Genomic DNA, 26,219 nt, shown 5'->3' on the forward strand with positions numbered 1-26,219 from the left:
CGTTCCTGACGGCCGCGTGTTCAGCCCGCGAACACGCGGTGCGGCTCAAGAGGTTGTGGGCACCGTTGGGCAGGCAATCGGTGTCCCCTGGGCGGGCCTCATGTACTGGTCACCGCTGTTTCGCTCATTCCCGCCATGAGGAGTTCACCGTGATGTACGAGGCGAACGTGCGGCTCGTCGACTTGCTGGGGAAGGCTCCTGGGAGTTACGAGTTGAGGGTCATTCCGTTGGTCAGCGCCACGGTCACCTGCATCGTGTCGGGGGCCGGATACACGGTCGTCCCCCTCGACCGGGGGGACTGCGTGGGGGAGGAGGATGTGCAGATTGTTGTCAGGTCGCGGACGCGGCCGGCCTCCGTGGTCGGGCGGGGCATTCTGCGCCTGCGATGGAGCGGCGGGCGCCGGCTCGTGCATGTCTGTACGAGTGACGATTTTCCGCCCAATCTGGATGTCGCCGCGGACGGCCGGGGCCTGGTGACGGTCCGGGTGCGCAGCGAGAGGTGACCGGGTTCAGAATCGGCCGTTCCTGACGGCCGCGTGTTCAGCCCGCGAACACGCGGTGCGGCTCAAGAGGTTGTGGGCACCGTTGGGCAGGCAATCGGTGTCCCCTGGGCGCCACGGGCGGCCCGTGCCCTGAGGGCCCGCCCGCAGCGCACGCCTCGCCACCTTTGGCGCCATGCAGAGGGTGCCGGCTGGACCGCTGTACGGGGGGTGGCCCAGCCGGCCGCCGCGTCAGTGCTCGCCAGGACGCGAACGTGCCCGCCGGTCCTTGTGCGGCGAACGCATGTCTTCAGCCGCCTGGGTGGGAGCCGGCGGACAGAGCGAGTGCCAGGGGGGCAGAGAGGCGGCGGGAGCCCGTCGGGCCTTCCACGACGTAGCTGACGCGCACGGTGCCGCCACCGCTGGCGGGAACCGAGAACTCCAGGTCTTTGCCCACAGCCTGCTCCGCCACCACCCGGCTCTGTGTCCATGAGGTGCGGACGACGCCGCTGTCCCACCGCAGCAGCACCTCGTCTCCGGCAGCCATGCCCTCATACGGCTCGACGCGCACCAAGACCGTCAACTTTCCCCCTTCGACGGCGAGACGGCCATCGACGGCCCCCCGCACGACAGGCTCGTCCAGCGGGCCGCGAACTGCCTGGTACCTGTCCCGTTCTTCTGGTGCACCATGATTCATGTCAACGCTCCCCAAGCGCCAGCGCGCTTCGTTGCACAGCAATCCTTCCGTCCATCATGGGCCGCCGAGGCGGCGCGAGGGACGGTAATGCCGAGTTAGGCCCCATGCGCCACGGAGGGGCGGAACAGCCATGTGCGGCGGAGTTGGCCAGGTAGCCGTAGCGACAGGCGGTTTTGCGAGAGCGGCGCAGCTCCCCGTCGAGGTTGTGTCCCGTTTGGAGCGGACCTGGCCGCCGTGAGCAAGCCGCTGCGTACTGTGTGCGCATGACCATGCAGGCGGCGACAGACGCTGCGATCGCCCAGGCCCGGCAGTGGCGGCAGACAGACGTATGGGTCGTCACCGACACCGATACAACCCTGGCCGCCGAACTGCTGCTCTCCCTGCCCTGGCCAGCCGGCCCGGCCGCACAGGCGGCTGCCGCGCCACTCGGCGACCGGCTCGACCATCTGCGCGAAGCCCTCGCCGCCCTCGCGCTCGCCACAGCGACCTCCCGCACTCCGATGGGCTGGTTCCTGGGCCATTGCGCTGTCGTCCTCGCCCCCGTCTTGCAGTGGTGGCCGGAGGGCTCCCCCGAACACGCCACTATCACCCCCACTGCCAGCCAGATCACCGAAGCCGAGACCGCCTTCGACCATGTCCACGTCTTCCTCGCCGCCCTCCAGCACGGCTGACGCATCGCCGGAGCCCGTTGGCCCATCCCTTGCGGTGCCGGGGAATAGGCCCGCGGCGCCGATGGTGGTGCCAGAGGCAGTTCGCGGGAGCGGGTGGAGCAGCCAAGGGCCTTGACGGGGGTGGCTTGTTCGGCGGTTTTTGGCCCGGAGGGCGCTGGGAGCGGCGCGGAAACGCGGAAGCAGCGGGACAGTCTGCTGTTGATCTTGAATATCGTCGACGAGGAGTCCCCGTCATGGCTCAGCACAGGGCCGTATACCGCCTTCAAGAACCCCTTACCGGCGGCAGGCTGGGGTGCGGGTCGTGACCATTGTTGTGTTCGATACCGGCTCTGGGTTGGTCAAAGCGGGCCGGGCGGGAGACGCCGGGCCTGTGGTGTTCCCGTCGCTCATCGGCCCGGTCCAGGATGCCGGTAAGAGCGGTACCCGTTTGGTGGGGGAGCAGGTGGCGGCCAGGCGGGGCGAGGTGGCGCTGACCAGCCCGGTGGAGAATGGGCGCATCCGGGATTGGGACGCCGTGGTGGCACTGTGGCGGCATGCGTTTGAGCGTCTCCGTGTCGATCCGGCAGGCTGCCAGGTGCTGCTGACCGAGTCCCCGCTCAGCCCGAAGACCGAGCGGGAAAGGGCGTCCAGATCCTGTTCGACGCCTTCGGGGTGCAGGGCTGCTATATCTCCAACACCGCCGTCTTGGCCCTGCACGCCAGCGGGCGTACCAATGGGCTGGTGGTGTCGGTGGGGGAGGGAGTCACCCACGTGACGCCGGTCTACGACGGTCACACGCTCCCTCACGCCACCGGGCAGCCCGGCTACGCCGGCGGAGATGTGCTCTTCTACCTGCGCCAGATGTTGACTGGCACCGTAGCCCTGGACACCTCGGCCGGCGGGCGGGAGGCCGCCCGGACCATCATGGAGACCTGCTGCTATGTGGCGGACGACCCGGAACGCGAAGTACAGAAGGACGTGACGATCGCCCACAAGCTCACCGACGGCAGGACCATCACGGTCGACTCTCCCCGCCACCGTGCGCCCGAGCTGCTCTTCTCACCCCGGATCGCCGGATTAGAACTGCATGGTTTGCACGAAAGCGCCCACCGCGCCGTCCTCGCCTGCGACGTCGACATCCGCCAGGACCTCTACAACAACGTCGTGCTCTCGGGCGTAGCCACATGTTTCCCGGCCTGCCCGGGCGCTTGGGCAAGGAGCTCTCCGCCCTTGCCGGAACCACGGCCAAGGTGCTCGCTTCCCCCGAGCGCGCACACGCCGCATGGGCGGGCGGCTCGGGCTTCGCCAGTCGCCCCGATTCCAGAGCAGGTGGATCACTCGCGCGGACTACGAGACGGGAGGCTTCTCGGTGGTGCACCGCAAGTGCCCCTGATACCTGAGGGTGCTCAACCACTGGGTGTTGTGGCTGCCCAGTGGGTGAGCGTCCGCGTCGCTAACACCCCTGCACCCTGCAGCTTGGCTGCCGTTTGCGGATCGTTGAGCGCACGGTTCCAGTGCATCGTGGCCTAGATCGAAGAGGCTGGCTGTCTGCGCAAGGTACGGGCCGACGGCCGCAATCCGTACATCATCACCGGCAGCAGGCGGTGGCGTCTCCCGCCTCGCTGCCCCCACCCCGTCCCCGCGTCGTCTTCGATCTCGCGAGGACGGACCCAGCGGGGTGCGTCACGCAACGGCTCCTCCCCTCCGCCTGGTTGCGGCGGGGCCACTGCGTGCAGTTCAGCCAGACGTCGTGCGTGCCGCTGCTCAACGAGGTGTTTCGGATCCGCCTTTGGCGTGGATCGCCGCGATGCTGCTGACTCCGCTGACGGTACTGACGGGGATGCCCAGTTCGTTGAGCTGCTCAGCGGTCGTGCCGCCGGTCAGCATGGGGCTGACCAGTTCCCTGCCGTGGTCATCGGCGGTCGCGGTGGCGGGGAACACGGCAAGCAGGGCGAGCATGGCAGCTGTTGCGGTGCCGGCCGCAGCTCGGCGGGCAGGTGAGAAGGTCATGATCGTCATGATGGGCGGGGCTGATGCGTCTGAAGGTGTCACAAGGGGTGGTGGCCCTCGGATGGGTGCCTGCTGGGATACGTGTGCGATGCGGGCCCCTCCCGCCCACCAGGCCCGTCCGAAAAGCGTGCTCGGGGCGCCGCGGGAGATGATCCCGTTAAGGACGCCTTCGAGCTGAGTGCCTCCGACCGGCGCGGGAGCAGGGACCTGGACAATCCTCATTCTCGCTGGTGAGAGGCCCTTTCTGTATTCCTGTTCACCCGTCAGCCAGCTGGTCTCATGAAGAAGCCGGGGCTGGGTAAGGCCTCCTGGAAGCTCTCCAGGAGGCGGGTCACCGGGACGTCATAGGCAGATGGTTATCTCGGTGTTCTCTCGGTCGCCCCGCACAAGGAACGTCAAGCGGTGGGACTGGGTGAACTGGGCTTCGTTCTGCTGCTCCCACAGGTCGGTCCAGACGTTCATCCGCAGCGTATAGGTCCCGGTCTTGCCCTCCAGGCCCATGTATGAGGGGTACTTGAGGGCGTACAGCTGGCAGAAGGCCGTGGCGGCGTCCATCCCGGCCGGCAGCAGGTTCCAGAAGGTCCGGAACTCGGGACTGTTCAGTACCTTCACCATGTCATCTCCAGTGCCGGCGAAGGTGATCCGGTCCCCGGTGTCCTTGATGTCCGGCGCCCACTTGGGGAACTCGGCCGCACACGAAAGGAAGTACTTCTTGAAGTCGTCGAACCCGGGCCAGGTCTGATCGCTCAGCTTGCGGACGATTGCGCTCATGTGATTCTCCTTGCCATGTTGGCACGGCGCTCGTCGCCGATATGGCATACCGTAGTCGCATGCCGGAAGAGAAATGTGATCTTCCGTCAAACCGTCCAGCGGCGAACTTCCGCCGCGGTCTGGGGAGCCGTTGGCGCATCAGCCCATGGCCGTGCCAGCCGAAAATGACGTCCCGAAGGTTTGAGCGCGGGGTGATCCGCCGGTCGGGGTCTCGGTTCGGCCCCTGGGTGGAGCCGTCGATATCACCGCGTCCAACCCTGTCTTGCGGGCGGTCTCGACCCAGCACAGCGCCGGCCTTTGAGACAACGTAGCGCCGGCGCGGGCGGCAAGGCTGAGCGCGGTGACTGCGACGGCCAGCATCCGCCGGGCCGGCCTGCTGTAGCCGTCATAGCAAGCCGGCCGACGCGGCCGGACTCACCCGCGACGAGCCCCCGTCACCCTCAACATCCCGAACGTGCCCGGCCGGGAACAGGACGGGGCCTGAACTTCGGGGTCGGCCAGTTCGAGTCCAAGGATCTCCAGCAACCCCTGTTGCCCGACTCTGAGCTGGTGTCGCGCGTCAGTGGAACTGAGTAGTCGTCACGCTTCTGATCTGGGGTTGTGCAGTTTGGTTGAATGGGTTGCCGACTGGCTGGCTCACTGAATTTGCGCAGGAAGCGATGCTGCCAGTCGTCTGACCTGCGGCGCTCCTAGCGTCGGGCGTGGCTGCGCCGTTTGGTTGAGCACTGCGCAGTTTCACTGATCCTCGACAGGCGTGTTTGATGGGTCGGTTACTCGCCGTCAGGCACCGGGGGCGCACGGGGGTCTGGTACGCCCCTGGGGGCTTCTGGGCGCCATTGCGTGTGGGTGCGAGGGGCTGAGGGGTGTGGAATGCTGCCGCCAATCCACCCCATGTGCCGATACGGCGCACGCCTTTGGGAGGCATCATGAGCACCATTCGCCGGTTGGTCGCCGCTAGTGCGGCAACTGTCTTTCTCGCGCTGTCAGGCATCGTGCTGGCCACTCCCGCTCACGCCGCCGACAACCCCCCCAGCCCCGGCCTCCTCGGCAGCTACGGTCTCCTCGGCACCGGCATCGGCGCCCGCCAGGGCCTCCTGGGCACCGGCCTCCTCGGCGAGAGCCTCCTCGGCGGCGAGGTCGGCAGCAGCAGCGGGAAGGGCCTCCTCGGCACCGGCATCGGCAGCAGGGAGGCCTCTCTCGGGTTCTGATCCCGATCGTGGTGTCCTGAACGGCCTGGGCGCCAGGCAGGTCATGGGCGTAGCCAGAGCCGGATCACGGTGAGCGTGACCGTGCCCGGGCCGGACCTCGTTCTCTCGGTTCACGTGCTGTCGAACCGGTTGGAGATCTGTTGCCGTCGGGGATCATCGCCCGCCCTGGAGAACGACACCATGAACCCGGAAACGGTCCTGGTGTTCGGGACGATGGCCGACGTGGCACCGGAACTCGTCGGCTCGCCTCGCCCCGACGGCCCGTCCTTTGCTGGCTGACCAGCCTGCTGCACCGCAGGCGTCCCCCGGCTCGCTCTGCTGTGGATTCCGTTCCCGTAGGGGGGGACAGGGCACCCGACCGGGCCCCAGCTACCCGCATACACCGCCGCGCCCTGTGCCGGTGGCTGGCAGCTGCCCACCGGGGCGCGTCGATGCCTGCCTGGTGCGGCGGCTGGATGCAGCGGCAACTCGCAATCGCCAACTGGAGGCGGAGGTGTGGGGGACTGAGGGTGAGCTCGCCCGGGGGCTGGGCCTGCGGCAGGCAGATCGTGGGGCCACGGGTCCTGCGCGGTCTGACCTTTTAGTGCGGATGTGCGGGAAGGCTCTCTTTCAGGTGAATTGCGCTGACGCGGTCGCGACGGTTGCGCGCGAAACTCATCCTGAACAGGACGGATTGGCCCATCGGGAGGAATGCGGCATGAGGCTTCGGTCATCTCGTTGGGCTCGTGCCGGCGTGGTAGCAGCGGTCATGGGCGTCTGTGTGACTGCCTTCGCCGGCACCGCTCACGCTGCCCCGTCGTCGACGCTGCTTTTCTCGGCCGATGGCGGTGCGACCTGGAGTTCGAGCGTCGACACAGCCCCAGGCGCCACGGTTCTGGTGAGGATTTGGTCGCGCAACGACACCGGCGCCACGATCCGCAACGCCTCGGTCACCACCTCGCTGCCCAGCGGTACGTCGCTGGTCAGCGAGTCCACGCAGGACTGTCTGAGCCCTCGTACCACCGACCCGGCCCAGCCCTCGGGCCCCGACACCACCTGCGGTGAGACGGTCAGCGACGCGGCCGTCTGGTCGGGCGCCAACCTCGCCACCAGCCCGACAGCAGGCATCCAAGGACGTTCGACCACTGCTACTTCGGGAGACCTCACGACAGGCTGGAGCTACGTGGGGTTCTCGATCGTCACGCCCTATGTGGACTCGGCTACCACCCTCACCGAAACCGCAAGCCTCAACGGGTCCGGGACAGGACATCCGTCATCCAGCGGGACGATCACCGTGTCGCCCTAGGGCTGTCCGGTGGGTCGCACGACCACCTCGCGGTGCCTCGTTCCGCTCAGCGCGGGGCGGGAGAGAGCGGGCTCGTATGGAGCCGCACTCCAGGGCGGGCAGCTCCCGCACGTTGCTTCAGGCCACGGAGCAAGCCGGCCAGCCAGTGGACAAGCGCCTGCATCAATGACTCTTTAGAGTGAAATACGCGAACCGATGGTGATTTGTATTGGCGTTTTTGCTGTTCTGGTGCTGCCCCCTGTTGGCCAGGGGATTCACGCGGAATCAGGGAGCCAACCCGTGAGACTCACTGGACGCACCGCCCCCGCATCAGCCGCTGCCTACGCTGCACAACGCAAGACCGTCACCGGACTGGCGAGTGCACTCATCGCACTGGCCGGCATGACTCTCGCCGCACCCGCCACGGCCGCCGAGCACCGCGCCGCAGTGCCATCGGGCGACTACTGCAATGCCAACCAGGGCTTCTACGGCGGCGGCCAGTACACCTACGCCGAGGTGCAGGTGTGCCTGCGCTTCGCATCCAGCGGCAACCAGGTGATCGTCAACGCCCGCAACAACCAGTACTACTACGGCGGTGCCTGGTACAACGCATCGTCCAGCTACCCCGCCCGCTGGAGTGCCACAGGCTCGGTCGGAATCGGCGGCCAGTCGGGCAACTACAACACCGGTACCGTCACGCAAGGGTCTCCCACCGGTTCGGCCAGCGGCGGCTCCCCCTCATCCATCGGCGCCTGCGGCACCTACAGCGTCACCCTGAACTTCCACCAGAACGGCCCGTACTGGACCGACGGCAGCAATGACATCAACTCCGGCCAGAAGTCCTACTCCATCAGCGTGGCCTGCTGAGGACTGTCCGGCGGATCGTCAACGGAGCCCCAACCGGATCGCGGCGAGGGTGACCGTTCCGTGAAAAACGTATGCTCACTTGTCGTACCGGGTGGCTACGGCCCGGGAGCCCTTGAGTGCATTGATGGTCCGCTCGACTTCGTTCCTGCGTCCATTATCGTGCCCGGTCGAAACCGGCGGGGCGACCGCCCCGGCTGCCGCGCCGTTGGCGGTTGGCCCGCTGGTCCCGGCGCTCGGGGATGTGCCGGATCCGCCGTCGCCGCAGGCCGGATCGCCGCTCGTTCGCCTCCCCACTCCGCCACGGCCCGGCCGGAGGGAACGCGCCTCTGCCGGGTTCAGGAAAGGGCGCGGTACCGCTGGAACTCCCCTCAGCGGAGGGTGAGTTGTCCGTGGAACTCCTGCGGCACGGGCGCGAAGCGATACGCCATGGTGACACGCTCGGCATCGGGCACGAGGAGCTGGTAGCGCATGCACATCAGATAGCACAGCGCCATCAGCTGGACGGTGCCGATATCGGCACCGATGCACTTCTTGGGCGCCCAGCCGAAGGGCACATAGCAGCCTCTGCCGAGGGGGCCGTGCGGGGTGCCGGGCAGGAAGCGGTCCGGATCGAAGGTGTCCGCGTCGCGCCAGAACCGGTGATCGCGATGGATCATGTGCGGGCTCAGTACATAACCACGTCCCTCCTCCAGCGTGGTGCTGCCGAGGTCGAACGAGGTCCGGGCATGCCGCATGAGCAGCAGCGGGGGACTCCACATACGCAGCACTTCCTTGACGAAACGGTGGGTGAGCGGCGCCGTTTTCACCGGGGCGGCGCAGAACTCGTCCGGATCGACCTTCCCCAGTTCGACGGTGAGCCGGTGGGCCCACTTCGGCTGTCGGGCGAGTTCGTACAACGTGCTCGCGGCTGCCGCGCCGGGCGGTCCGCCGATTGCTGTGAGCACCGCGGTAACCACGTCGAGCGCACGGTCCATGCCGAGTGCCGGCAACAGATCGACGAACGGGTCGGCGAGGTCGCACTCCCGTGCGCGGCGCCCGGAGGCACGCTCACGCAGCACCCGCCGTACGACGAGTCCCGCGCGGAACTGCACGGCGCCGAAGTGGAGCTGATGCCTCAGTCCGCTGCCGGGGGGACGGTCGATCAGCCGCGTCAGCTTCTGGTTCAGATCCTGGACGATCCACGCGGTCTCGCGGGCGGTGAGACCGGACAGGGCGATGGGCAGCAGGGCCTGTACGGCAGCATCCTGTGCGAGCAGGACCAGATCGATGTCGTCGCCGAGATGTGCATCGATGGTCTGTTGCATCCGGGTGATCAGGCCGGCGTGGTGCTCGGCGGTGGCGAGCGTGTGCAGCTTGGTGCGCCACTCGGTGCGCACATGGGCCCACGGCACCTGCGTGCTGCGGCGGCGCCGGATCATGTCGACGAAGCGGTCACTCATGAGGAGGCCCTGCCAGTTCGCGGCGCTGACCTTGCGTGCCGCGTCCGGCTCGAAGACGGCGAGCAGGTCGTCGTTGATCCAGAAGACTCCGCCTTCGGCTGCGCTGCGGGTCCGCAGGTCGTGCAGGAAATCGTTGGGATGGTGCGGAGTGGTCATGGTGTCGCCTCTCACGCCGCGCGGGAAGCCGCCCGTCGCAAGGCGACTTCCCGCACCCCGATGGATCAGATGTGGTGGTAGAGATACCAGAAGTGATAGATCCCGCCGTAGCCGGACCGGATGTTGAGGGCCGACTTGGCAGAGCGGTAGAGCTTCCTCATGCTGTTCACCTCCCCCCAGGCGAATCGACACGGTCGCTCAGCCGCATGGTGAAGCGCGGCGGAGCCAGCGCGGGGCCCAGATGGGGACCGCTCCCCGCGGCAGGGACCGACAAGCGCCAGTTGCGGGTGATGACGCGGACGAGATCATTCAGCAGTGCCATCGTCACTGTGGCGCCGGCGCACGTGTGTGGCCCGTATCCGAAGGGCATGAACGCCGGATCACGTGGGGGCGCCGCCCACCGCATCGGCACGAACTCCTCGGGACGGTCCCAGTGCAGCGGGTGCCGGTGCATCAGGTAGGAGCACACGTCCACGTCGTCGTGCGGACCGGCGGCGACCCCGGCCAGGTCGTGCGTATCCCTTGGCTTACGGGTGAACAGCCATGCCACCGGCCACAGCCGCATCGCCTCCCGAATGATCCACTCCGGTTCCGCGCTCTCGGTGCCGGGGTGCGTACCGACGAGGTAGACCGCCCAGCCCAGCGCGAAGCCGACCGAGCCCACCGTGGCGAACAAGAACGACAGATAGACCTCGGCGAGATCACCCGGCGACGCCGACGGGCCACCCCCGGAGACGACCACATCCAGCAGGTCACGTGGATCACCCACAGGAGCCGCACGGCGTGCCCGGATCTCCAAGGCCAGCACGTGCATGACCCTCCGGCGGAACACGAGCCGCGAGACCGTCCCATGGCGCCCGCGCGCCCCCGCCAGCACCGCACGCCCCACCACACCGTCAACTGCCTGCCGCAGTGCCCCCGGGGCGTCCCGGCACAGCAGCACATCCGCCAGGTGCTCGCGGACCAGCAGGTTGCCGGCGTCCGGCCAACGGCTGATCGGCGCCAGCCGATCCCTGACCAGCCGGGGCAGTTCGGCCTGAGTGGCATCGAGCCGGCGCCGTATCAGCGCACGTGCGCCGCGCCCGATGTCGATCTGTGCGCCTCGCGGGCCGAAGACGCCGGTACGGGTGTGGAAGAAGTCCGAGGTCTCCACGAACATGCCCTGCCGGTTACCCATCACCTCGCGTGCGGCCTCCGGTCCGGCCACACACAGACGCCCGGACGCGGAGCGCCAGACATCTCGCGTTCCGTCGAACTCCGCACTCAGGTAGGCCAGCGGGTCCCGGCGCCAGGAGGCCGTGCCGCGGTGCTTCGGGACGGGCCGCTCCTCCATCGCGCCAGTGGACGATTCCATGGCTTGCCTCCTCCGCTGAGCGGGGGAGGTTGCGCGCGACAGGACCGCATCCAATCGACGTATCCGCTACCCCGATGCCGGACGGCCAGCGTGCTCCGGCGAGGGCCGTCTGTCACTCCCCGCGCCGGTGCCGCCGCACCTGGGCCGGCGAACACACACCTCGCGGACCACGCCACAACACCAGCCCCAGCCCATGAGCTGCACAACTCGCGGGAGCGCGCTGTATGGCGCACGGCTCCTGCCGTCCGCCCGTTCTCCTGCGCTGGATGACTCGTCTTCGGCCCAGCTATGTAGAGCAGCGTCCACGGAGAGAGTAGCTACGGGCGACCTGCGGCCCCGGTCTTTCTGTTGTCTCGACGCGAACACCCACACATGCTCGTGGACAAGACCGACGGAAAGACATTGCGGAGTCCTACTAACGAGCCCGCCGGGGCCGAGCCGGGTGCGCGGCCCGACAGGCTCCAGTGGCCGGGGCCGGCCCTAAGGACTCACACACCATGCGGCGCGAGAACCGGCGCACGCAGCTGCTCGACGACAGTTCCGGCCACGGCCTGGCCGCCGACGGCGCCGTCGCTGTGGAGCACAGCGCACGTGGAGGCGGCCGGGGTGGGGCGGGGCCCCTGGGCGTTGGCGCCCAGGGGTCGTGCGGGTCATCACTGGATGATCCACCAGATGGCCAACTCGACCACGCTCCTTCCCAGGTTGCTGGTGGCGCCCTGGATGAAGCCGTGGGCCGCGGTGAGGCCGAGGGAGCGGCATAGAGCGCTGGGGGCGCTCGGCCGTGGTGGCGCGGGGCGTCGGCGGCCGGACCGTCTGGGTCGACGGCGGCGTGGGGGCCCCGTATTGTCGGGTGCGGAACTGGTGGCTCTCTCCTGTTCTGGGGAATGTGGCGCTCCGGGTGGGAGACCCTTCGGGCTACGTGTACGGCCCCCCGTTGGCGCGGGGGGCCGTAGTCATGCCGTCACCTCCGTGGTGAAGACCCGTCGTGGACTTCGCGCGGACAGCGACCCGTTGGCGCGGCGCCTGGCAAGAAGGTCCACGAACTCGTCCCGTATGCCTGGCTGTTGCTGTCCACGAAGGACTCTGAGTGACGACGCGAACAGAGCTATCTTGAAAGAAGACGTCGCGAGACATCAGGAGGTAAGGGGAGGTCAGAGGGCAGGAGGGCGTGCCGGAGCGGTGGAAAATCCCGGATCCCGACAGCGGGCAGGTCGGCCACGGTGGGGGTCCTGCTGCGCTGGTGGCTGGGCGACCCGGAGAAGGTGAGGCAGGATGTCCGAGCCGGCTCCGACGCGCCAAATCCGTTCGCCTGGGTGGACCGGCTCCCTGGTGACCTCCGGGAACTGCGCAGTCAGGTCGAGTACTGGATGTGGTGGCACGAGAATGCGGAGCGGATGCTGTCGGCACAGCGGCGGCCTCCCGCCCCGCGCGTGGTGATAGACATCCTGCCGGAGCAGAGGATCTTCATGGAAGAACTGCGCCGGGTGCTGGACTCGACAGGGCTCGGCGACCAGCCCCGGCAACTGCTCGGCCACGAACCCGGCGCCCGCGCCGCGCGGTACCTCAGCGGCCGAGTGATTCCCGGGGAGGACGAGATCTGGAGCATTGCCCGCCCCTGTGCCGAGGCCCTCAAGCCGCACTGGATCAGCCAGGAGGCGACCCTACATGAGCCAGGCGCGCGACTCCTTCCCTGAGCACTGTCTGAGCCGTCTGCTGCCCGCGACTCCCGCTCTGGGGAACGGGAACCGGACCCGGGCACTGCGGCCGGCTGCCAGAAGGGCATACGTCAGCTCGAACAACGCGTCCGCCCGTCGAAGATCCGATGTACTGCCGTATCACCCCCTGCTGATGTGGTGCCTTTCCTGACGAATCACGTGTCGTCGATGATCAGTACACCTTCCGACGTGCGCAAATCTGGGGACGCGCAGGTTCGGGGTCACAGCCCGTCTGCTTCGCGACCCTGCGCGCCGCGTTCACCAGCAGCCGCGCCAGTCCCGTGCGGTCAGCCATGCCCTGCTCCATGGTGCCTCGTCCGTGGCAACCGGGCAGGGGAGCGACCGTCCGGGACCGTTCTCCTGACCGTGAGTGGGCGGTGACCAGGCGCGCAGTGGCGTCGATGTGCCCCTGCACAGGGTCCATGCGACCCAGTGTCGTCCTCCCGCGACCCCCGCGGCTGGGGCGCGGCCAGTCGTGCCCGACCCACGGCCTCAGGGGAGGGCAGTGGCATGCGTCATCAGCGGCCTGTTCCCGACCGTCAGGCGGCTGACCAGGGCAGATGGAGAACTGGGACGGGAGTATCTAGGGTCAGCACGTGGCGTTCATCATGGTGTGCGAAGACGACGCGGCGGTCCGCGGCATCCTCAAGCGCGCCCTGGAACACGACGGCCACACCGTCTCCGTCGCCGCCACGGCCGGCAGCCTGCTGCGGCAGCTCGCGACGGTGCCCCATCTGGTCGTCCTGGATCTCGGGCTCCCGGACGCCGACGGCCGCGACGTCTGTCTGGCCCTTCGGGCGCGGGGCGTCGACGCCCCGGTGTTGATGCTTACCGCCCTGGACGGCCTGCATCATAAAGTGGGCGGCTTCGAGGCAGGCGCTGACGACTACATGACCAAACCATTCGACATCCCGGAACTGCTGGTCCGCGTCCGCGCGCTGCTGCGCCGGGCCACCGTGGCGCCCGCACCGCGCGAGGTCACCCTCGATCCGGCGAAGCACATGGTGACCTACGACTCGGTGAGCCAGAGCCTGACCCCGACCGAGTTCCGGCTACTGGGCCGCCTCATCGCCTCGCAGGGCGACGCGGTACGTCGACACGCCCTCATCGCTGCTGGCTGGCCGCACGGAGCGCAGGTCAGCGACAATACCCTCGACTCCTTCGTGCGCCGGCTGCGGACCAAACTCGGTCCGCTGGGTGTGGCGGAGCGTCTGGCGACCGTCCGAGGCGTGGGCTACCGATGGCACTGACACGGTTCCGCCGGAGGGTCGTCGCGCTCACGGTGCTGATCGCCACCGTCGTGGTAGCGGTCCTGGTCGTGGTGTCGCATGTGCTGCTGAGCCGGGTGACGGACACCGACGCGCACGACCTGGCGCGTACCCGCGCCGAGGCGGTCGCGGCGAATGTCACCGCGATGGGCGGCCGTGTCGTGCTGACGGAGAACAACAGTGAGGCGCTGGACGAGGTCGCCTGGGTCTATGCCGACGGCCGCCTGATCGACGGGAACGTTCCGGGCAGCATGGTCGAGCGCGTCGAAGCGCTGGCAGGCTCAGGGCGATCGCAGACCGCCATGGTCGCGCACTACCTCCTGTACGCGCGGGAGGTCCCGGTCGAGGGCCACCACGTCATGGTGATCGTCCGGGTGGACCTCACGCCTTATGAGACATCCGAGCAGCACAGCCTGACCTTGTCGCTGGTGCTGGGCGGCCTTGCCATCCTTCTCGCCGGCGGTGTCGCGCACCTAGTGGTGCGCCGCGCGCTGCGGGTCGTACACCAGATGGCTGCCCTTGCCGATGACTGGGGCCATCACGAACCTGGGCGCCGCTTCGACCTCGGAGCCCCGCGCGATGAGTTCGGGGAACTGGGACAGACCCTGGACCGTCTCCTGGAGCGTGTGGACAACGCTCTGGCGGACGAGCGTCGGCTTACCGATGAGATCGCCCACGAGCTGCGGACACCCCTCACCGTCCTTCGGGGCGAGGCGCAGCTCGCGCAGCTGTCCGGCGAACGGGTGGTGCCGGAGGTGGTGCTGAGCGAGGTCGACCGGCTCAATGCGGCGATCACGACGCTTCTGCGCGCCGCGCGCGCACGGACAGACGCCGGGACCCGGTGTGATCTGCGCTCCGCCGCGCGGCAGGCGATCGCCGGCCGCGCGGTCGAGGTCGCCTTTCCCTCCAAGGCCGACGTCGCTGTGGCTGCCGATGTCGCCGTGTCGCTGCTGTCGCCCCTGCTGGAGAACGGCCTGCGGCATGCACGGTCACGTGTGTGGATCACCGCGCGCATCCAGGGTGAGAAAGTCGTGGTCGATGTCCTGGACGACGGACCCGGGGTCGATCCCGCGGAGGTCGACCGGGTCTTCGAAGCAGGTGTGACCGGCGGCGACGGGCATGGGCTTGGGCTGCCGGTGGTCCGGCGCATCGCCGCCTCGGCCGGTGTGGAGGTCCGCGCGATCGCGGATGGCCGCGGTCACATCGAGGTGACGCTCCCGGCCGCGTAGTCAGGTTACTTGCAGGTTCCGCGCGCGAACCTCCCCGCATGACAACGACAACCGAATCACGCACGCGCAGCGGGCGGCTCATGCTCAACAAGGTCCCTGAGGTCACCATCTGGTTCTGGGTGATCAAGGTCCTGTGCACGACGGTTGGCGAGAGCTTCGCCGACTGGATCAACACCCAGCTGGGCGTCGGCCTGGTGAACACGGCCTGGATCTTCACCGCGGTCCTGGTGGCGGCCCTGGCCGTTCAACTGCGGCTGAAGCGGTACGTACCGTTCCCTTATTGGGTGACCGTGGTCGTTGTCAGCGTCACGGGCACCTTGTACACCGACATTCTGACCGATCAGCTGAACGTACCGCTGTGGATCAGCTGCGCGGTCTTCTCGGTGTTGCTCGCGGTGGTCTTCGGCGTGTGGTGGCTGCGTGAGCGCACGCTGTCGATCCACTCGGTCACGACGCTCCCTCGGGAGTCGTTCTACTGGATGACGGTCCTGGTCACCTTCGCGCTCGGCACCGCGACCGGCGACTGGACTCTGGAGCTGACCGGCTGGAGCCCGGGCGTTTCGGTGCTGCTGCCGCTCGGCCTCATCGCGGCGATCACGGCCCTGTGGCGGTTCGGCGCGAACCCGGTGCTGTCCTTCTGGCTCGCCTACATCCTGACCCGCCCGCTGGGCGCGAACATCGGCGACTGGCTCGCCTCCCCCAAGGCCGCCGAGAGCCCGGGCGACCCGACCGGTCTCGCGCTGGGCACGTTCACCACCAGCCTCATCTTCCTCGGCCTGATCCTGGCGACCGTGGTCTACCTGACGGTGACGCGCGCGGATGTGACCGAGACGCGTGAGGCGACCCATGCCGAGCAGGTCACCAGCAACCGGCGCACGGAGCGCATCGCGCTTGCCGGCTTCGGGGTACTGGCCGTCGCCACCGCGGCCCTGATGAGCTGGGCCCACGCTCAGCCGCACGTCGGTCCGGCGCCGGAGACCGACGCCGTCTCCACCGTTCATCTGCCTCCCGGCCAGGCGGTGAAGAACTTCCCGCCCGCGAAGGTCGGTGCGCTGCGGACCCTGGCGTCCACTTCGCTCAAGGACGCACGCTCGGGGGACGCGGCCGGGGCTCACGAGGCCGCCCAGTCGCTGCGTGACCTGTGGGATGCCGACCAGGACTCGCTCCAGCCGCTGGACGACACCGGCTGGACCTCCATCGACGCCCAGATGGACAAAGTGCTGAAGACCTTCGGCATCGACCACCAGAACCCCCCGATGCCACCGGCTCAACAGGAGAGCGAACTGGACGCCCTCCTCGCGGACCTGGGCTGACAGGCCGCACAACGCCCGGACGGCCCACTCGGCCGACGGGCTCAGTGTGCCGGCGCGGCGAGGAGAACCGCCCCCCGGCACACCCGACGAGCCGTGGACAGAGCAGGCGGACAGGGTGCCTTGGGCAGCGCGGGCATGTCCGCGGACTCCCGGTGGCAACGGTTTCTGCCGCCCCGCCGCTGTTGCACCGAGCTATCCAGTGGCGATGGTGGCGGGTGTCCCGGAAGCAGGCGTCGATGGTCACCGGGCTGGTCGCCGGTTTCCTTGTGCGACAGGGCCACGAGCAAGGTCAAGGCGGGGGGCATTCGGCTGGTCAGGGAGAGCCGTCTTCCGAGCGAGACGGCCAGGTCGCGGGTATGGGCGAAGCCGATACCCGTACCTTCCCCGCTTCCGGTGTGCCCCCGCTCGAACAGCCGCGCCGTGTCACCGTGTGTCTCGTCTCGCCCTCGTCGAGGTCGTCGAATGCCGGGGCGCCGTCGAGTGCGATGCCGGGCCGGGGTACTCACCGGCGGGTGGCCGTCCTGTGAGGGCAGCCCCGGGCCGCAGTCGTCTCTGGTCTTCAGTCCAGTGGCTGGGGCTATGACGTTCGCGGGGGGTGGTTCGGCTGCGTGGTTTCCAGACGGTAGCCGTGGCCCCGGAGGGTGGTGATCAGTGGGAGCAGGCTCGGGGAAGGCGATCGGTCGGCTGCTTCGCTGAGGCGGCGGCGCAGCGTGGCCATGGTGACGTCGAGGGTCTTGGTCGGGCCGAACCAGTTCTCGTCCCAGACTTCGGCCATGAGGGTTTCCCGGGAGACGGCCGATCCCGCGCGCCGGGCGAGGGTGGCGAGGAGCTCGAACTCCTTGGCGCGCAGGGACACTTCCCGACCGTGGAGGGTACAGCGTCGGGCTGCGGTGTCGATGAGGAGGTCACCGAGACGGATCGGCTCCTCCTCGGGCGAGGCGAGGGTATGGCGTCGAAGGTGGGCGCGGAGCCGGGCGAGGAGCACGGTCAGGCTGAAGGGTTTGACCAGATAGTCGTCGGCGCCGGCATCGAGTCCGGCGATGACGTCGATGTCGTCGGTGCGGGCGGTGAGGATGACGATGAGGAGGCCGGGGAAGCGGGCGCGGAGCCGGCGTGCGACGTCGAGGCCGTCCATGTCGGGTAGGCCCAGGTCCAGGAGGACGGCTTCGTAGGGGGCGCGTTCGGCTTCGGTGAGCGCGCCTGCGCCGGTGCGGCTCCAGGTCGGCAGGTAGTTGTTGCCGCGGAGCCCGGTATCGAGGTGGCGGCCGATGGTGGCATCGTCCTCGACGACGAGAACGCGGACGCGGGTGGGGGCGGCAGGCGTGCGCATGGTGTGCAGCGTAGGGGTGGGCGGGTCACAGGTCGCGGAGCTCTTCGACGGCGGGTCGCCCGGAGTGGCGGACGGCGTTGAGGCCGGCGGCGATGACCGCCGCGACGGCGGTTAGCGCGGTCAGTGCCAGGTAGGCGCCGGGGACCGCGATCGTGGCAGGTGGCGGGTCGAACACCCCGGTGAGTACCTTGACCAGCATCTCGGCCAGCGCCCAGCCGATCAGTGTGCCTCCGGCGAGGCCGCCTGTGGCAATCAGCAGTGCCTCGGTGAGGACCATGCCGCACAGTTGGCCTGGTTTGGCGCCGAGCACGGTGGCGATGGCGAAGGTGCGGCGGCGTTCGGCAAGGCCCAGGGCGAGCACGATCCCGCCGGCCCCGGCGGACAGGATCACCGCGAAGACCAGCTCGATTCGGGTGAGCCCGGAGAGGTCGACTGCAGTGAGGCTGGAGCCCACTTGGTTGCGGGTCTGGGTGAGGTCGGTGACGGTTGCGGTGGTGCCGAGCAGGTTGCGGACGCGGGCGGCGACGGTCTTCTGCTGGGTACCGCCGGTGTCCAGGAGGAACGCGCCGACGGCGTCACTGCCGGTGTTCTGGGCGATGTAGGAGGCGTTGGCGACGAAGAAGCTGTCCTTGGGGGCGGTGGGGAACTCTTTGACGATGCCCGCGTAGTGGAACGGCACGGTGCGCAGGGCCTTGGTGCGGCTGTCCTGGACCTTGAGATTGATCGTGTCGCCCGGGGACAGCTGGAAGTCGGCGACGGTTTCGGCGCTGACCAGCAGTGAATCGGGGTGCTGGGCGAGACGGGTCATCAGGGCGCGGGCGCTGCCGCCGGAGAAGTAGGCGTCCTGCAGGGGGGTCGCACCGGTGATGGTGTCGGGGCGTACCCCGTACAGGTCCTGGAGGTCGGATCCGATGTATGCGAACCGGTGTTGGACCGGTTCCACGTGGCGCACCCCGGGCACGGTGAGCGAGGTGCCGGCGCTCGGTGGGGTCTGGGCACCGGGGGGCTCGGTCACGGTGACGTCGGCGCCGTTGGTCAACTGGGCGTCGGCCTCGGCCTGTTGCCGGTAGGTGGCGTTGAAGGTGGCGGTGGACAGTGCGAAGGACACCGCGAGCGCGAGCAGGACGATCGAGCGTGCCAGGGGGCGTCGGCGGCGGCTCAGGGTGGCGACGGTGGCCCCGGACAGGGTTCCGGTCAGTGGCCGGGACAGAGTGGCCAAGAGGGGCCGGCCGTAGGCGAGGGCAAGAAGGCACAGCCGCCACAGGAGCAGGGCGGCACCCGTCCAGAGCAGCGCGGGCCCCAAGAAGGCCCAGTACGACACGGAGATGCTCGCCACTCCTTCCGGGGCGAGGACGAGGGCGTACTGGTTTGCCGAGGAGGCGCGGAAGACGAGCCAGGAAGCGATCAACAGGGCGAAGTCGACACCGATGCGCCGCCACCACGCCGATGCGGCCCGGTGGGCCGGCCTGCGGGTGTCCGCGACGGTGACGGCGCGAAGATCCCTCAGGGCGGGGGTGAGTACGGCCGCCATGGCCACCGCGACACCCAGGGCAACGGACAGCCCGAACCTTGTGGCCGCTGCACCCGTACCGGCTCCGAACGATGCCGTGCCGAAGGCGATCCGCCCCGCCAGCACCGCGACGCCGAGTCCGAGCAGTCCGCCGGTGATGCCGGTCAGGCCTGCTTCGAGTCCGGCCAGGGCGACGATCTGGCGGGGCCGCAGTCCCCGGGTGCGCAGCAAGCTCTGCTCCTGACGCCGCCGTTCACCGCCTGCGCCGGCAACCGCGGCGGTGAGCGCGGCGGCGAGCACGGCCCCGGGCAGACCGAGGAACAGGAAGAGAAGCTGCGCGTAGAGGGCGTCCTGGCGGGCGGCGTCCAGGGCCGCGCCGAGGTTGTCGCCGACTGTCGCGCCGCCGGAGGTGCGGGCTTCCAGATGGTGGGCGGCCCTGGTCGCTGCGGTGAACGCGGCGGCTGGATCGGCCGGCAGCCGGCCGTCTCGTGCTACGTGGATCTGGGTGGTGACGGCGGATGCGGGGTCCGGCGCCGGGGATGTGGTGAGGGAGGTGAAGAGAGAGGCGGGCAGCAGGACGACGTTGTCGGGTGGCGCGGGCGGTTGGGACTGGCTCGGCGCGCCGATCTTCTGGAACAGCGAATCAGCCTGCGGCAGATCGATGACGCCGTCGACGTGCACGGGGCGCGTGCTGCCGCCGAGCAGGGTGATCTGGATCGTGTCGCCCGGAGCGGCGTGCAGGTTGGAGGCGGTCTGCTGCGCCAGGAGTACCCCGGACGGCTGGCCGGTCAGGGGGCGGATCGCGTGGGGAAAGAGCGTGCGGTACTGGTTGGGGAGACCGAGGACCATGCCGGGGCCGGTGGTCTGTGTGGTTCCGGCGACGGTCGCGGCGAAGGCCGCACTGTGGGCGAAGCCGACCGGAAGGGCGGCCCGCACTCCCGGGGTGCTGCGAATGGTAGCCAGGATCGCCTGCGGGTCGGCCCCATTTTGCACCTCGACCTGCCAGTCCACGGCCACTGACTGGGCCGCGCGCTGCGTCATGGTTGCTTTGGAGGCGGTGAGGAACGAGCCCAGCGCGGCGATGAGGGAGACGGCCAGCGCGATGCCGGCGATCGTTGCCAGGAGCCGCCCGGTCCGGTGGCGGGCGAGTCCGCCGACCCATGCGGCGATCATGATGTCTCCTGGGCGGACAGCAGCCGTCCGTTATGCATGGGGCGCTGCTCGGCCAGTCGCGCGGCTATGGACGGATCGTGCGTGGTGACGACCAGGGCTGCACCAATCCGGTCCGCGGCGCCCAGCAGGGCAGCCAGTACGTGCTGTCCGGTGGTGTGGTCGAGTTGTCCGGTGGGTTCGTCGGCGAGGATGACGCGGGGGGCCTGGGCCAGCACGCGAGCGACGGCGACCCGTTGTCCCTGGCCGCCGGAGAGCTCCTCCGGGAGCCGGTCGGCCAGTTCGGCGGCGTCGACCAGAGCCAGCGCCGCCCCGGCGTTTTCCCGGGCGCGGTCTTGGCGTATCCCGGCGAGGACGAGCGGAAGCGCGACGTTCTCGGCGACATCCAGAGAGGGGATCAGGCTGTTGCCCTGGAAAACGAGGCCGATGTCGTGCGGACCGGTCGATGCCGGCCAGGAGACGGTTCCGCTGGTGGGCTGTTCCAGTCCGGCCAGCAGATGCAGGAAGGTGGACTTTCCCGAGCCTGAGGGGCCGGTGACAGCGAGGCGTGCGCCGGCCCGGACCTGGCAGGACGAGCCGTGCACAGCCACGACGGCGTAGGGTCCGCGGCCGAAGGTCCGGGCCACGTCCTGGCAGTCGATCAGTAGGTCAGTGGCCGGCATCGTGAACCCTCCCGTCAGACATGGCGATGACCCGGTCGGCGACCCTGACGGCCTCGGCGCTGTGCGTGACGATCAGAACCCCGCATCCGTCGTCGGCGCGGCTGCGCAGCAGTTCCAGCACCAGCCGCTCGCTGCCGCCGTCGAGTTCCCCCGTCGGCTCGTCGGCAAGCAGCACACCGGGGGAGTTGGCCAAGGCGACGGCCAGTCCCGCCCTGGCGAGCTCCCCGCCGGACAGCTGCCGGGACAGCGCTCGTGCCCGCCCGGCCAGACCGACCTGCTCCAGCAGGTCTTCCACCGTCACGGCGGGCCTGCCGCGGACGGCGCTGCGGGCGAGCCGCACGTTGTCCGTCACACTGAGATGGGCAACCAGGTTGCTGGACTGAAGCAGGACCCCGATGCCCCGCGCCCGCAGCCGGGCCCGTTCGGCCTCCGGCCGGTGGCTGATCCGTATGCCGTCGATGCGGACATCGCCTCCCGACGGCTCGTCGAGGCCGGCCAGACACCCCAGCAGGGTGGATTTGCCGGATCCCGATGGGCCGACGACGGCGACGGTTTCGCCACGCCGGACGCACAACGAGACACCCCGCAATGCCTGGGTCTCCTCCTCACCGGCCCGGAAGAACCGGTAGAGCTCCCGGGCCTCCAGGGCCACGGCCGTGGCGCTCATGGCCGTCACTGCCAGGTGAAGGAGTCGGTGACCAGGCGCCAGGGGTCGACGTTGTCGGCATGCACCGGTCCGGACAGTGTGAGGTCCACCTCAAACCCCTGACGGAAGAACGCGTACCGTTCAAACCCGTCCCGCACCACCTTGTTCGTGACCGCGTCGGGCGGTGAATTACCTTGATACGTGAGCAGCACGGCGCGGCCGGCGTGCCGGGTGACCTGCGATGCCGCGGGCGCGGCGAAGTTCGCGACCCGCTGCCGCAGCACGGGAACGATCTGCGCGCTCACGGACTGCACCGTGGGAGGCGCCGTGGCGCGCGCCGTGGCGATCTCGATCCGGTTCAGTTTGTCCGTGAACACTGCCGTGCCGCCCTGAGCCGTCTGGGCCCAGCCTTCCGGCACCTTCACGGTGAAGCCACCGGCTCGTGGGTGGTAGACGACGAACGCCTGGTTGTCGGGGATGTCACCGGGCGGATTCGCCTCGGTCGGCGCCGGTGTCCCGGGGGTGCGGGCGCCCGGGAGATGGCTGCGCGCCGCATTCACCGGATTCTCGAGCCCGGCGTTGTGACTCGAACCGGAGTCTGAGCAGCCGGCACTCACCGCTGTAGTGAGTACCAGTGCGGCGGCGGCAAGTGTGCGTCCGTGTTTCATGACACTGCCCTTCTCGGACCCCTCGGAGCCCCGCCGGGACTCGCCGGGGCGGACGGTGATGACAGCAACGCTAGTCAGCAGCGGGTTAACGTCCCGCCCGACGAGGGTTAGACGACGGCAAAACCGCGAGGCGCGACCCGGCCGGTGCATGGGCAGGCATCACCATGAAGGGCATGAGACAGCGTGTGGTGCGCGTGGCCGTCACGGCGGTGCTGGTTGCCCTGGTCCTGCTGGCCGTCCCGCTCGGCCTCGCCATCAAGTCCTACTTCTTCGCCCACCAGCGCGACGCGCTCGAACGCGATGCCCTTGCCGGTGCCGTCCGCGTCAGCCCGGACTTCACCACAGGCGACCCCGTGGAACTGCCCGCCGCGGCAGCGGGCGAGCACTTGGGCCTCTACGATGCGGGCCCGCGCCGGAAAGCGGGCGCTGGACCGCAGAGCGGGGACCGGGCCGTCCAGCAGGCGCTCGCCGCGGCCTCAGTCCGCTCCCAGACCGGCAATGAACTGGTCATCGCCGTACCCGTCTCCCACAACGAGCAGGTCATCGGTGTCGTCCGCGCCTCGGCGCCGACCCGTGGGATCTGGAAGCGCGTCCTCGCCGGCTGGGGAGCGCTGCTCGGTGTGGCCCTGCTGGCGCTGGGCGTGGCCATACTGGTCGCCCGCCGCCAGGCCCGCGCGCTCACAGCTCCGCTGGAAGACCTTTCACGCCAATGCCGCGCCGTCACCGACGGTGACCTCACCGCGCGCGCCAGGCACAGCCCCATTACGGAGATCGATCAGGTCGCGCGCACCCACAACGACATGCTGCAGAGCCTGTCGGAACTCCTGCAACACGAAAAGAACTTCACCGCCAATGCCTCCCACCAGTTGCGCACCCCGCTGACGGGTCTGCAGCTCACCCTGGAGTCGGCCCTTGCCCAGGAGGACTCCCGGCTGCGTCCTGCGATCGAGGAGGCCCTGGCATCCACCCGCCACCTCCACCAGACAGTGGAGGACGTGCTCCGTCTGACCAGGAAATCCCGTCACCCCGCAGCAGCGACCGCCCCCCGGGAAGCGGCGGGCCGCGTCCTTGAGGACCTCGCGAGCCGCTGGCACGGCGTCTTCGCCGACGATGGCCGACGCCTGGAATGCACCGCACCGGAGGCAGCCGCCCAGGCGTTGATCGCCGGCCGGGCCGTCACCCAGATCCTCGACATTCTGCTCGACAACGCCCGCCTTCACGGACGTGGAGCGGTCGAAGTGGCGGTCCGGGACTTCGAGGACGCCCTCGCCTTCGACGTGACCGACGAGGGAACACTCGACATCGCCCCGGCTCGGCTCTTCACCCGAGGCCACACGTCAGGTCCCGGCGAAGGCATTGGCCTGTCCTTGGCCCAAGACCTGGCAGACGCCCTGGACGGCAGACTCTCCCTTGCCTCCCACGCGCCCACCCGATTCACCCTCCTCGTCCCCCTCGGCTCCGTTGCAGGGAACAGCCACCGACTTGCCCGGACTACGCCTGAGCACGACTCAAGCGCACCGCCGGAGAACGGCAGGCCTTGACCGCACACGCGGGTGATCACGCCCGGACGTGGTCTGAGCCCCCGGCAGGACGGTGGAAGCTGTGACCGCCGCTGCCGGCTGTCTGTCAAAGGCGAATCTGTCCGGCAAAGGATCTGCCCGCTCGTGACAGAGCTGTCCGTGGACGGGACCCTTGTCACGGTCACGTGCGGGGTTTTCAGGCTCGTAAGGCAACCCTCCTGCCGCTGGATCGAACGGTCGGTGCCAGTGCGGAGTTCGCGCCGACAACCCGCGCGAATGCGCTGTTCGACGCCCACTGCGAGGCCCCGGAGTTCGGTTACCGTTTCCTGGCCGATGAGGCCCGCAGCGCGGGGGCTGTCGTGGCCGGCCGGACCGCGTGGCCGATCTGCCGGGACAGCCCGCTCGCGGAACGTGTTCGGGAAGAAACGCAGCAGGTGCAAGTGCAAGAAGGCCGGCCCACGACCTGGTTCGGCCGGGACGTCACCGTCGGCGGCCCGAGCTGGCTGTGGCGCGCCGGTACCACCGAACACGCCACCGACGAAAAAAGGCGTATCTCTGTGCGGTCAAGGATGTCTTCGGCACGAGGACCGTCGGGTACTCCCTCGGCGCGCGCATGAAGCCCTGCCTCGCTGTGACACCCCTGAACCAGCCTGCTGCCCGGCGCCAGTACGTCGCCGGGTGAATCGGCACACCGAGCCGCCGCAACGATCGCATTCGGAAAGACAACGGCTTCAATGGCTCACAGCACAGCCTCTGAATTCTCTGTCTGGCGATGGGGGTCCGCGATGAGCGCTGTCAGACAGGCGACTCAGCCAGTGCCGGCGTCAACGGGAGTGCAGGTGCCCTGCGCGGTTCCGCCGTGAGTGCGGAGGAAGGCCAGCAGGTCGCAGAGCGACTGGCCCAGGACCTGTACATGGCCTGCGCCGGGATAGGTGCGGTAGAGCACGGCTGGCGAGCCGAGCTTGCGCAGTTGGGCGACGACCTGGTTGGTCCAGGCGGCCGGCACGTCGAGGTCGGCCCCGCCTTGGATGATCAGTGCCGGGACGGGGACTGGGGCGCGGTCGGGGTCACCGTAGGCGCCCATCCGCTCCCCGATCCGCTTCAGATGGTCGGCACCCAGCGGCAGCATTTTCTCGGTGTCCACGTCCTTCAGTACCTGGGCACTGTTCGTGGCGCAGCTGGCGAGGACCCGCGAGGCGGTGGCGGCTGCCGCGTTACCCAGCAGCGTGCGCAGGCTCACCGACGCGTCGGTGGGGTCGATGGCCGCCAGCCCGGCCAGGGAGTACAGAGCGAAGGACAGCTTGCCGGGCACGTGGGACGCCTTCACCCCTATGAGCATCACCTCCAGATGGCTGGCCGGGGCAACTGCCACTACCCCACCCAGGCGCTGAGCGCCCGGTGGATGCGCCGCGTGTGCGGCGAACAAAGCGGCCTGGCCGCCTTGGGAGTGCCCGACCGCGAACCACACCCGCCCCAGGCCGGACGCCAACTGGTGGGCAGCGCTGACGATGTCGGCCACCGCATTGCCCTCGTCCGCGCCGACCAGATATGTGTGCGTCCCCGGTGTCCCGAGCCCGGGGTAGTCCGAGGCGGTGACCGCCTACTCGGCGCGCAACAGCGCACTGAGTTCCTGGGCGTAGGCGCCCGAGCCGAGATCGGCCAGCCGGGAGGGAGCGCAAGCGTCGGCCACCCCGGTGGTGCCGTGCGCCCATGACACCACCGGCCAGCCGCCACGAGAAGGGGGGCCGGGTGGCAGGAGCACGATGCCGCTCACCGGGACGTCCGCGCCACGGCCGTTGGTGGAGTGGTAGACCACAGTCCAGCGCCGGGCGCCGGCAAGCCGGGCATCAAGGCCGTGGTCGGTCGTAGCGATCAGCGCGCCCGGTGTTCCTGCCGGTAGCGGCTCGGGCACGCGGTAAGTGTCGCCCGTCAGGGCTACTGCCGGCGGCACAGCGCGATCCGATGGGCTGGTGGCCGTATGGGTGGAGGAGCAGCCGACCGCTGCGACCTCGACCGCAACCACGACCGTCAGCAGCCCAGCCATGCACCGGGGTGCCCTGTCCGAACGCGGTACCGCAGCGCACGGGGACCGGTTTGTCTCCATGTGGGCGACACCCCTTCCCGCGATCCCTCGGCTGATCTCACCCTGGCACCGCCACTCCTCCCTGCGCATCCAGGGTTCGCCGCCCGTGCTGTGTGACGCCTTCGCGAGCCACGAGGCCGACGTGGACGATTTCGTGCCCGTACGAGGTCTCGGGGCGCAGGCCGTGCAGCCTCGCGTGGTGGGTGTAGG

23 protein-coding genes and 2 pseudogenes are annotated in these 26,219 nt (G+C 69.1%); 12 read left to right on the plus strand and 13 right to left on the minus strand.

The genetic code is table 11. The features are described 5' to 3' along the window. Nucleotides 1–503 (plus strand): hypothetical protein (locus ACJA3G_RS00735; protein WP_406550859.1); only part of this gene is annotated, 503 nt, incomplete at its 5' end. Between the two features lie 286 nt (nt 504–789). Here ACJA3G_RS00735 and ACJA3G_RS00740 read toward each other — a convergent pair. Next, nucleotides 790–1,062 (minus strand): hypothetical protein, encoded by a 273-nt coding sequence (locus tag ACJA3G_RS00740; RefSeq protein ID WP_406550860.1) that lies wholly within the window; start codon nt 1,060–1,062, stop codon nt 790–792. Nucleotides 1,063–1,439: 377 nt separating this feature from the next. Between ACJA3G_RS00740 and ACJA3G_RS00745 the strand changes: the two genes are divergently transcribed. Then, complete coding sequence (locus tag ACJA3G_RS00745; RefSeq protein WP_406550861.1) at nt 1,440–1,847, plus strand: hypothetical protein; 408 nt, start codon at nt 1,440–1,442, stop codon at nt 1,845–1,847. A 313-nt stretch (nt 1,848–2,160) separates the two neighbouring features. Then, nucleotides 2,161–3,356 (plus strand): annotated as a pseudogene (locus ACJA3G_RS00750) (actin, cytoplasmic 2). Between the two features lie 234 nt (nt 3,357–3,590). On the opposite strand, the gene ACJA3G_RS00755 reads toward ACJA3G_RS00750, so the two are convergent. After that, nucleotides 3,591–3,845: a hypothetical protein gene (locus ACJA3G_RS00755; protein WP_406550862.1), complete on the minus strand. Its 255-nt coding sequence runs from the start codon at nt 3,843–3,845 to the stop codon at nt 3,591–3,593. A 333-nt stretch (nt 3,846–4,178) separates the two neighbouring features. Continuing rightward, nucleotides 4,179–4,607, minus strand: coding sequence for a hypothetical protein (locus ACJA3G_RS00760; RefSeq protein ID WP_406550863.1), 429 nt, complete (start codon nt 4,605–4,607; stop codon nt 4,179–4,181). Between the two features lie 926 nt (nt 4,608–5,533). On the opposite strand from ACJA3G_RS00760, the gene ACJA3G_RS00765 reads away from it, so the two are divergent. The 4 genes from ACJA3G_RS00765 (at nt 5,534) to ACJA3G_RS00780 (ending at nt 7,946) form a co-directional block, all read left to right on the plus strand. Beyond that, the gene (locus tag ACJA3G_RS00765) at nt 5,534–5,815 is read left to right on the plus strand and encodes a hypothetical protein (protein WP_406550864.1); all 282 of its coding nucleotides are present in this window, start codon (nt 5,534–5,536) and stop codon (nt 5,813–5,815) included. Between the two features lie 69 nt (nt 5,816–5,884). Continuing rightward, the gene (locus ACJA3G_RS00770; RefSeq protein WP_406550865.1) at nt 5,885–6,094 is read left to right on the plus strand and encodes a hypothetical protein; all 210 of its coding nucleotides are present in this window, start codon (nt 5,885–5,887) and stop codon (nt 6,092–6,094) included. A 598-nt stretch (nt 6,095–6,692) separates the two neighbouring features. Further along, nucleotides 6,693–7,100, plus strand: coding sequence for a hypothetical protein (locus tag ACJA3G_RS00775; RefSeq protein ID WP_406550866.1), 408 nt, complete (start codon nt 6,693–6,695; stop codon nt 7,098–7,100). A 279-nt stretch (nt 7,101–7,379) separates the two neighbouring features. After that, complete coding sequence (locus ACJA3G_RS00780) at nt 7,380–7,946, plus strand: hypothetical protein (RefSeq protein WP_406550867.1); 567 nt, start codon at nt 7,380–7,382, stop codon at nt 7,944–7,946. Nucleotides 7,947–8,021: 75 nt separating this feature from the next. On the opposite strand, the pseudogene ACJA3G_RS00785 reads toward ACJA3G_RS00780, so the two are convergent. The 3 genes and pseudogenes from ACJA3G_RS00785 to ACJA3G_RS00795 form a co-directional block, all read right to left on the minus strand. Continuing rightward, nucleotides 8,022–8,220, minus strand: a pseudogene (locus tag ACJA3G_RS00785) (IS5/IS1182 family transposase); the annotation flags it as partial. A gap of 94 nt (nt 8,221–8,314) precedes the next feature. Beyond that, entirely contained in the window at nt 8,315–9,541 is a 1,227-nt protein-coding gene (locus ACJA3G_RS00790; protein ID WP_406550868.1) for a cytochrome P450, read from the minus strand. 166 nt (nt 9,542–9,707) lie between these two features. Then, nucleotides 9,708–10,895 (minus strand): cytochrome P450, encoded by a 1,188-nt coding sequence (locus ACJA3G_RS00795; protein WP_406550869.1) that lies wholly within the window; start codon nt 10,893–10,895, stop codon nt 9,708–9,710. A gap of 1,220 nt (nt 10,896–12,115) precedes the next feature. On the opposite strand from ACJA3G_RS00795, the gene ACJA3G_RS00800 reads away from it, so the two are divergent. The 4 genes from ACJA3G_RS00800 (at nt 12,116) to ACJA3G_RS00815 (ending at nt 16,420) form a co-directional block, all read left to right on the plus strand. Further along, complete coding sequence (locus ACJA3G_RS00800; protein WP_406550870.1) at nt 12,116–12,589, plus strand: hypothetical protein; 474 nt, start codon at nt 12,116–12,118, stop codon at nt 12,587–12,589. Between the two features lie 617 nt (nt 12,590–13,206). Then, nucleotides 13,207–13,860: a response regulator transcription factor gene (locus ACJA3G_RS00805; RefSeq protein ID WP_406550871.1), complete on the plus strand. Its 654-nt coding sequence runs from the start codon at nt 13,207–13,209 to the stop codon at nt 13,858–13,860. Next, nucleotides 13,851–15,107, plus strand: coding sequence for a sensor histidine kinase (locus tag ACJA3G_RS00810; protein WP_406550872.1), 1,257 nt, complete (start codon nt 13,851–13,853; stop codon nt 15,105–15,107). Before ACJA3G_RS00805 ends, ACJA3G_RS00810 begins: the two co-directional genes overlap by 10 nt. A gap of 38 nt (nt 15,108–15,145) precedes the next feature. Continuing rightward, nucleotides 15,146–16,420 (plus strand): hypothetical protein, encoded by a 1,275-nt coding sequence (locus tag ACJA3G_RS00815; protein WP_406550873.1) that lies wholly within the window; start codon nt 15,146–15,148, stop codon nt 16,418–16,420. Nucleotides 16,421–16,997: 577 nt separating this feature from the next. Here ACJA3G_RS00815 and ACJA3G_RS00820 read toward each other — a convergent pair. Genes ACJA3G_RS00820 through ACJA3G_RS00840 form a run of 5 tightly spaced genes read right to left on the minus strand, consistent with a single transcriptional unit; the run spans nt 16,998 to nt 22,406 of the window. Beyond that, complete coding sequence (locus ACJA3G_RS00820) at nt 16,998–17,750, minus strand: response regulator transcription factor (RefSeq protein WP_406550874.1); 753 nt, start codon at nt 17,748–17,750, stop codon at nt 16,998–17,000. Between the two features lie 25 nt (nt 17,751–17,775). After that, complete coding sequence (locus tag ACJA3G_RS00825; protein WP_406550875.1) at nt 17,776–20,433, minus strand: ABC transporter permease; 2,658 nt, start codon at nt 20,431–20,433, stop codon at nt 17,776–17,778. Further along, nucleotides 20,430–21,092: an ABC transporter ATP-binding protein gene (locus ACJA3G_RS00830; RefSeq protein WP_406550876.1), complete on the minus strand. Its 663-nt coding sequence runs from the start codon at nt 21,090–21,092 to the stop codon at nt 20,430–20,432. Before ACJA3G_RS00830 ends, ACJA3G_RS00825 begins: the two co-directional genes overlap by 4 nt. After that, on the minus strand, nt 21,079–21,759 hold the full coding sequence (locus ACJA3G_RS00835) for an ABC transporter ATP-binding protein (RefSeq protein WP_406550877.1): 681 nt from the start codon (nt 21,757–21,759) through the stop codon (nt 21,079–21,081). The genes ACJA3G_RS00830 and ACJA3G_RS00835 overlap by 14 nt, the downstream gene beginning before the upstream one ends. Before the next feature lie 5 nt (nt 21,760–21,764). Continuing rightward, complete coding sequence (locus tag ACJA3G_RS00840; RefSeq protein WP_406550878.1) at nt 21,765–22,406, minus strand: hypothetical protein; 642 nt, start codon at nt 22,404–22,406, stop codon at nt 21,765–21,767. Nucleotides 22,407–22,591: 185 nt separating this feature from the next. On the opposite strand from ACJA3G_RS00840, the gene ACJA3G_RS00845 reads away from it, so the two are divergent. Continuing rightward, nucleotides 22,592–23,947 (plus strand): sensor histidine kinase, encoded by a 1,356-nt coding sequence (locus ACJA3G_RS00845; protein ID WP_406550879.1) that lies wholly within the window; start codon nt 22,592–22,594, stop codon nt 23,945–23,947. A 787-nt stretch (nt 23,948–24,734) separates the two neighbouring features. Here the strand turns inward: ACJA3G_RS00845 and ACJA3G_RS00850 are convergent. Then, nucleotides 24,735–25,445, minus strand: a complete 711-nt coding sequence (locus ACJA3G_RS00850) for an alpha/beta fold hydrolase (protein WP_406550880.1) — start codon at nt 25,443–25,445, stop codon at nt 24,735–24,737. Nucleotides 25,446–25,526: 81 nt separating this feature from the next. Continuing rightward, nucleotides 25,527–25,838, minus strand: a complete 312-nt coding sequence (locus tag ACJA3G_RS00855) for a hypothetical protein (protein ID WP_406550881.1) — start codon at nt 25,836–25,838, stop codon at nt 25,527–25,529. Between the last annotated feature and the right edge of the window lie 381 nt (nt 25,839–26,219).

This window comes from Streptomyces sp. YS-3, from assembly GCF_045257485.1.
Lineage (GTDB): Bacteria > Actinomycetota > Actinomycetes > Streptomycetales > Streptomycetaceae > Streptomyces.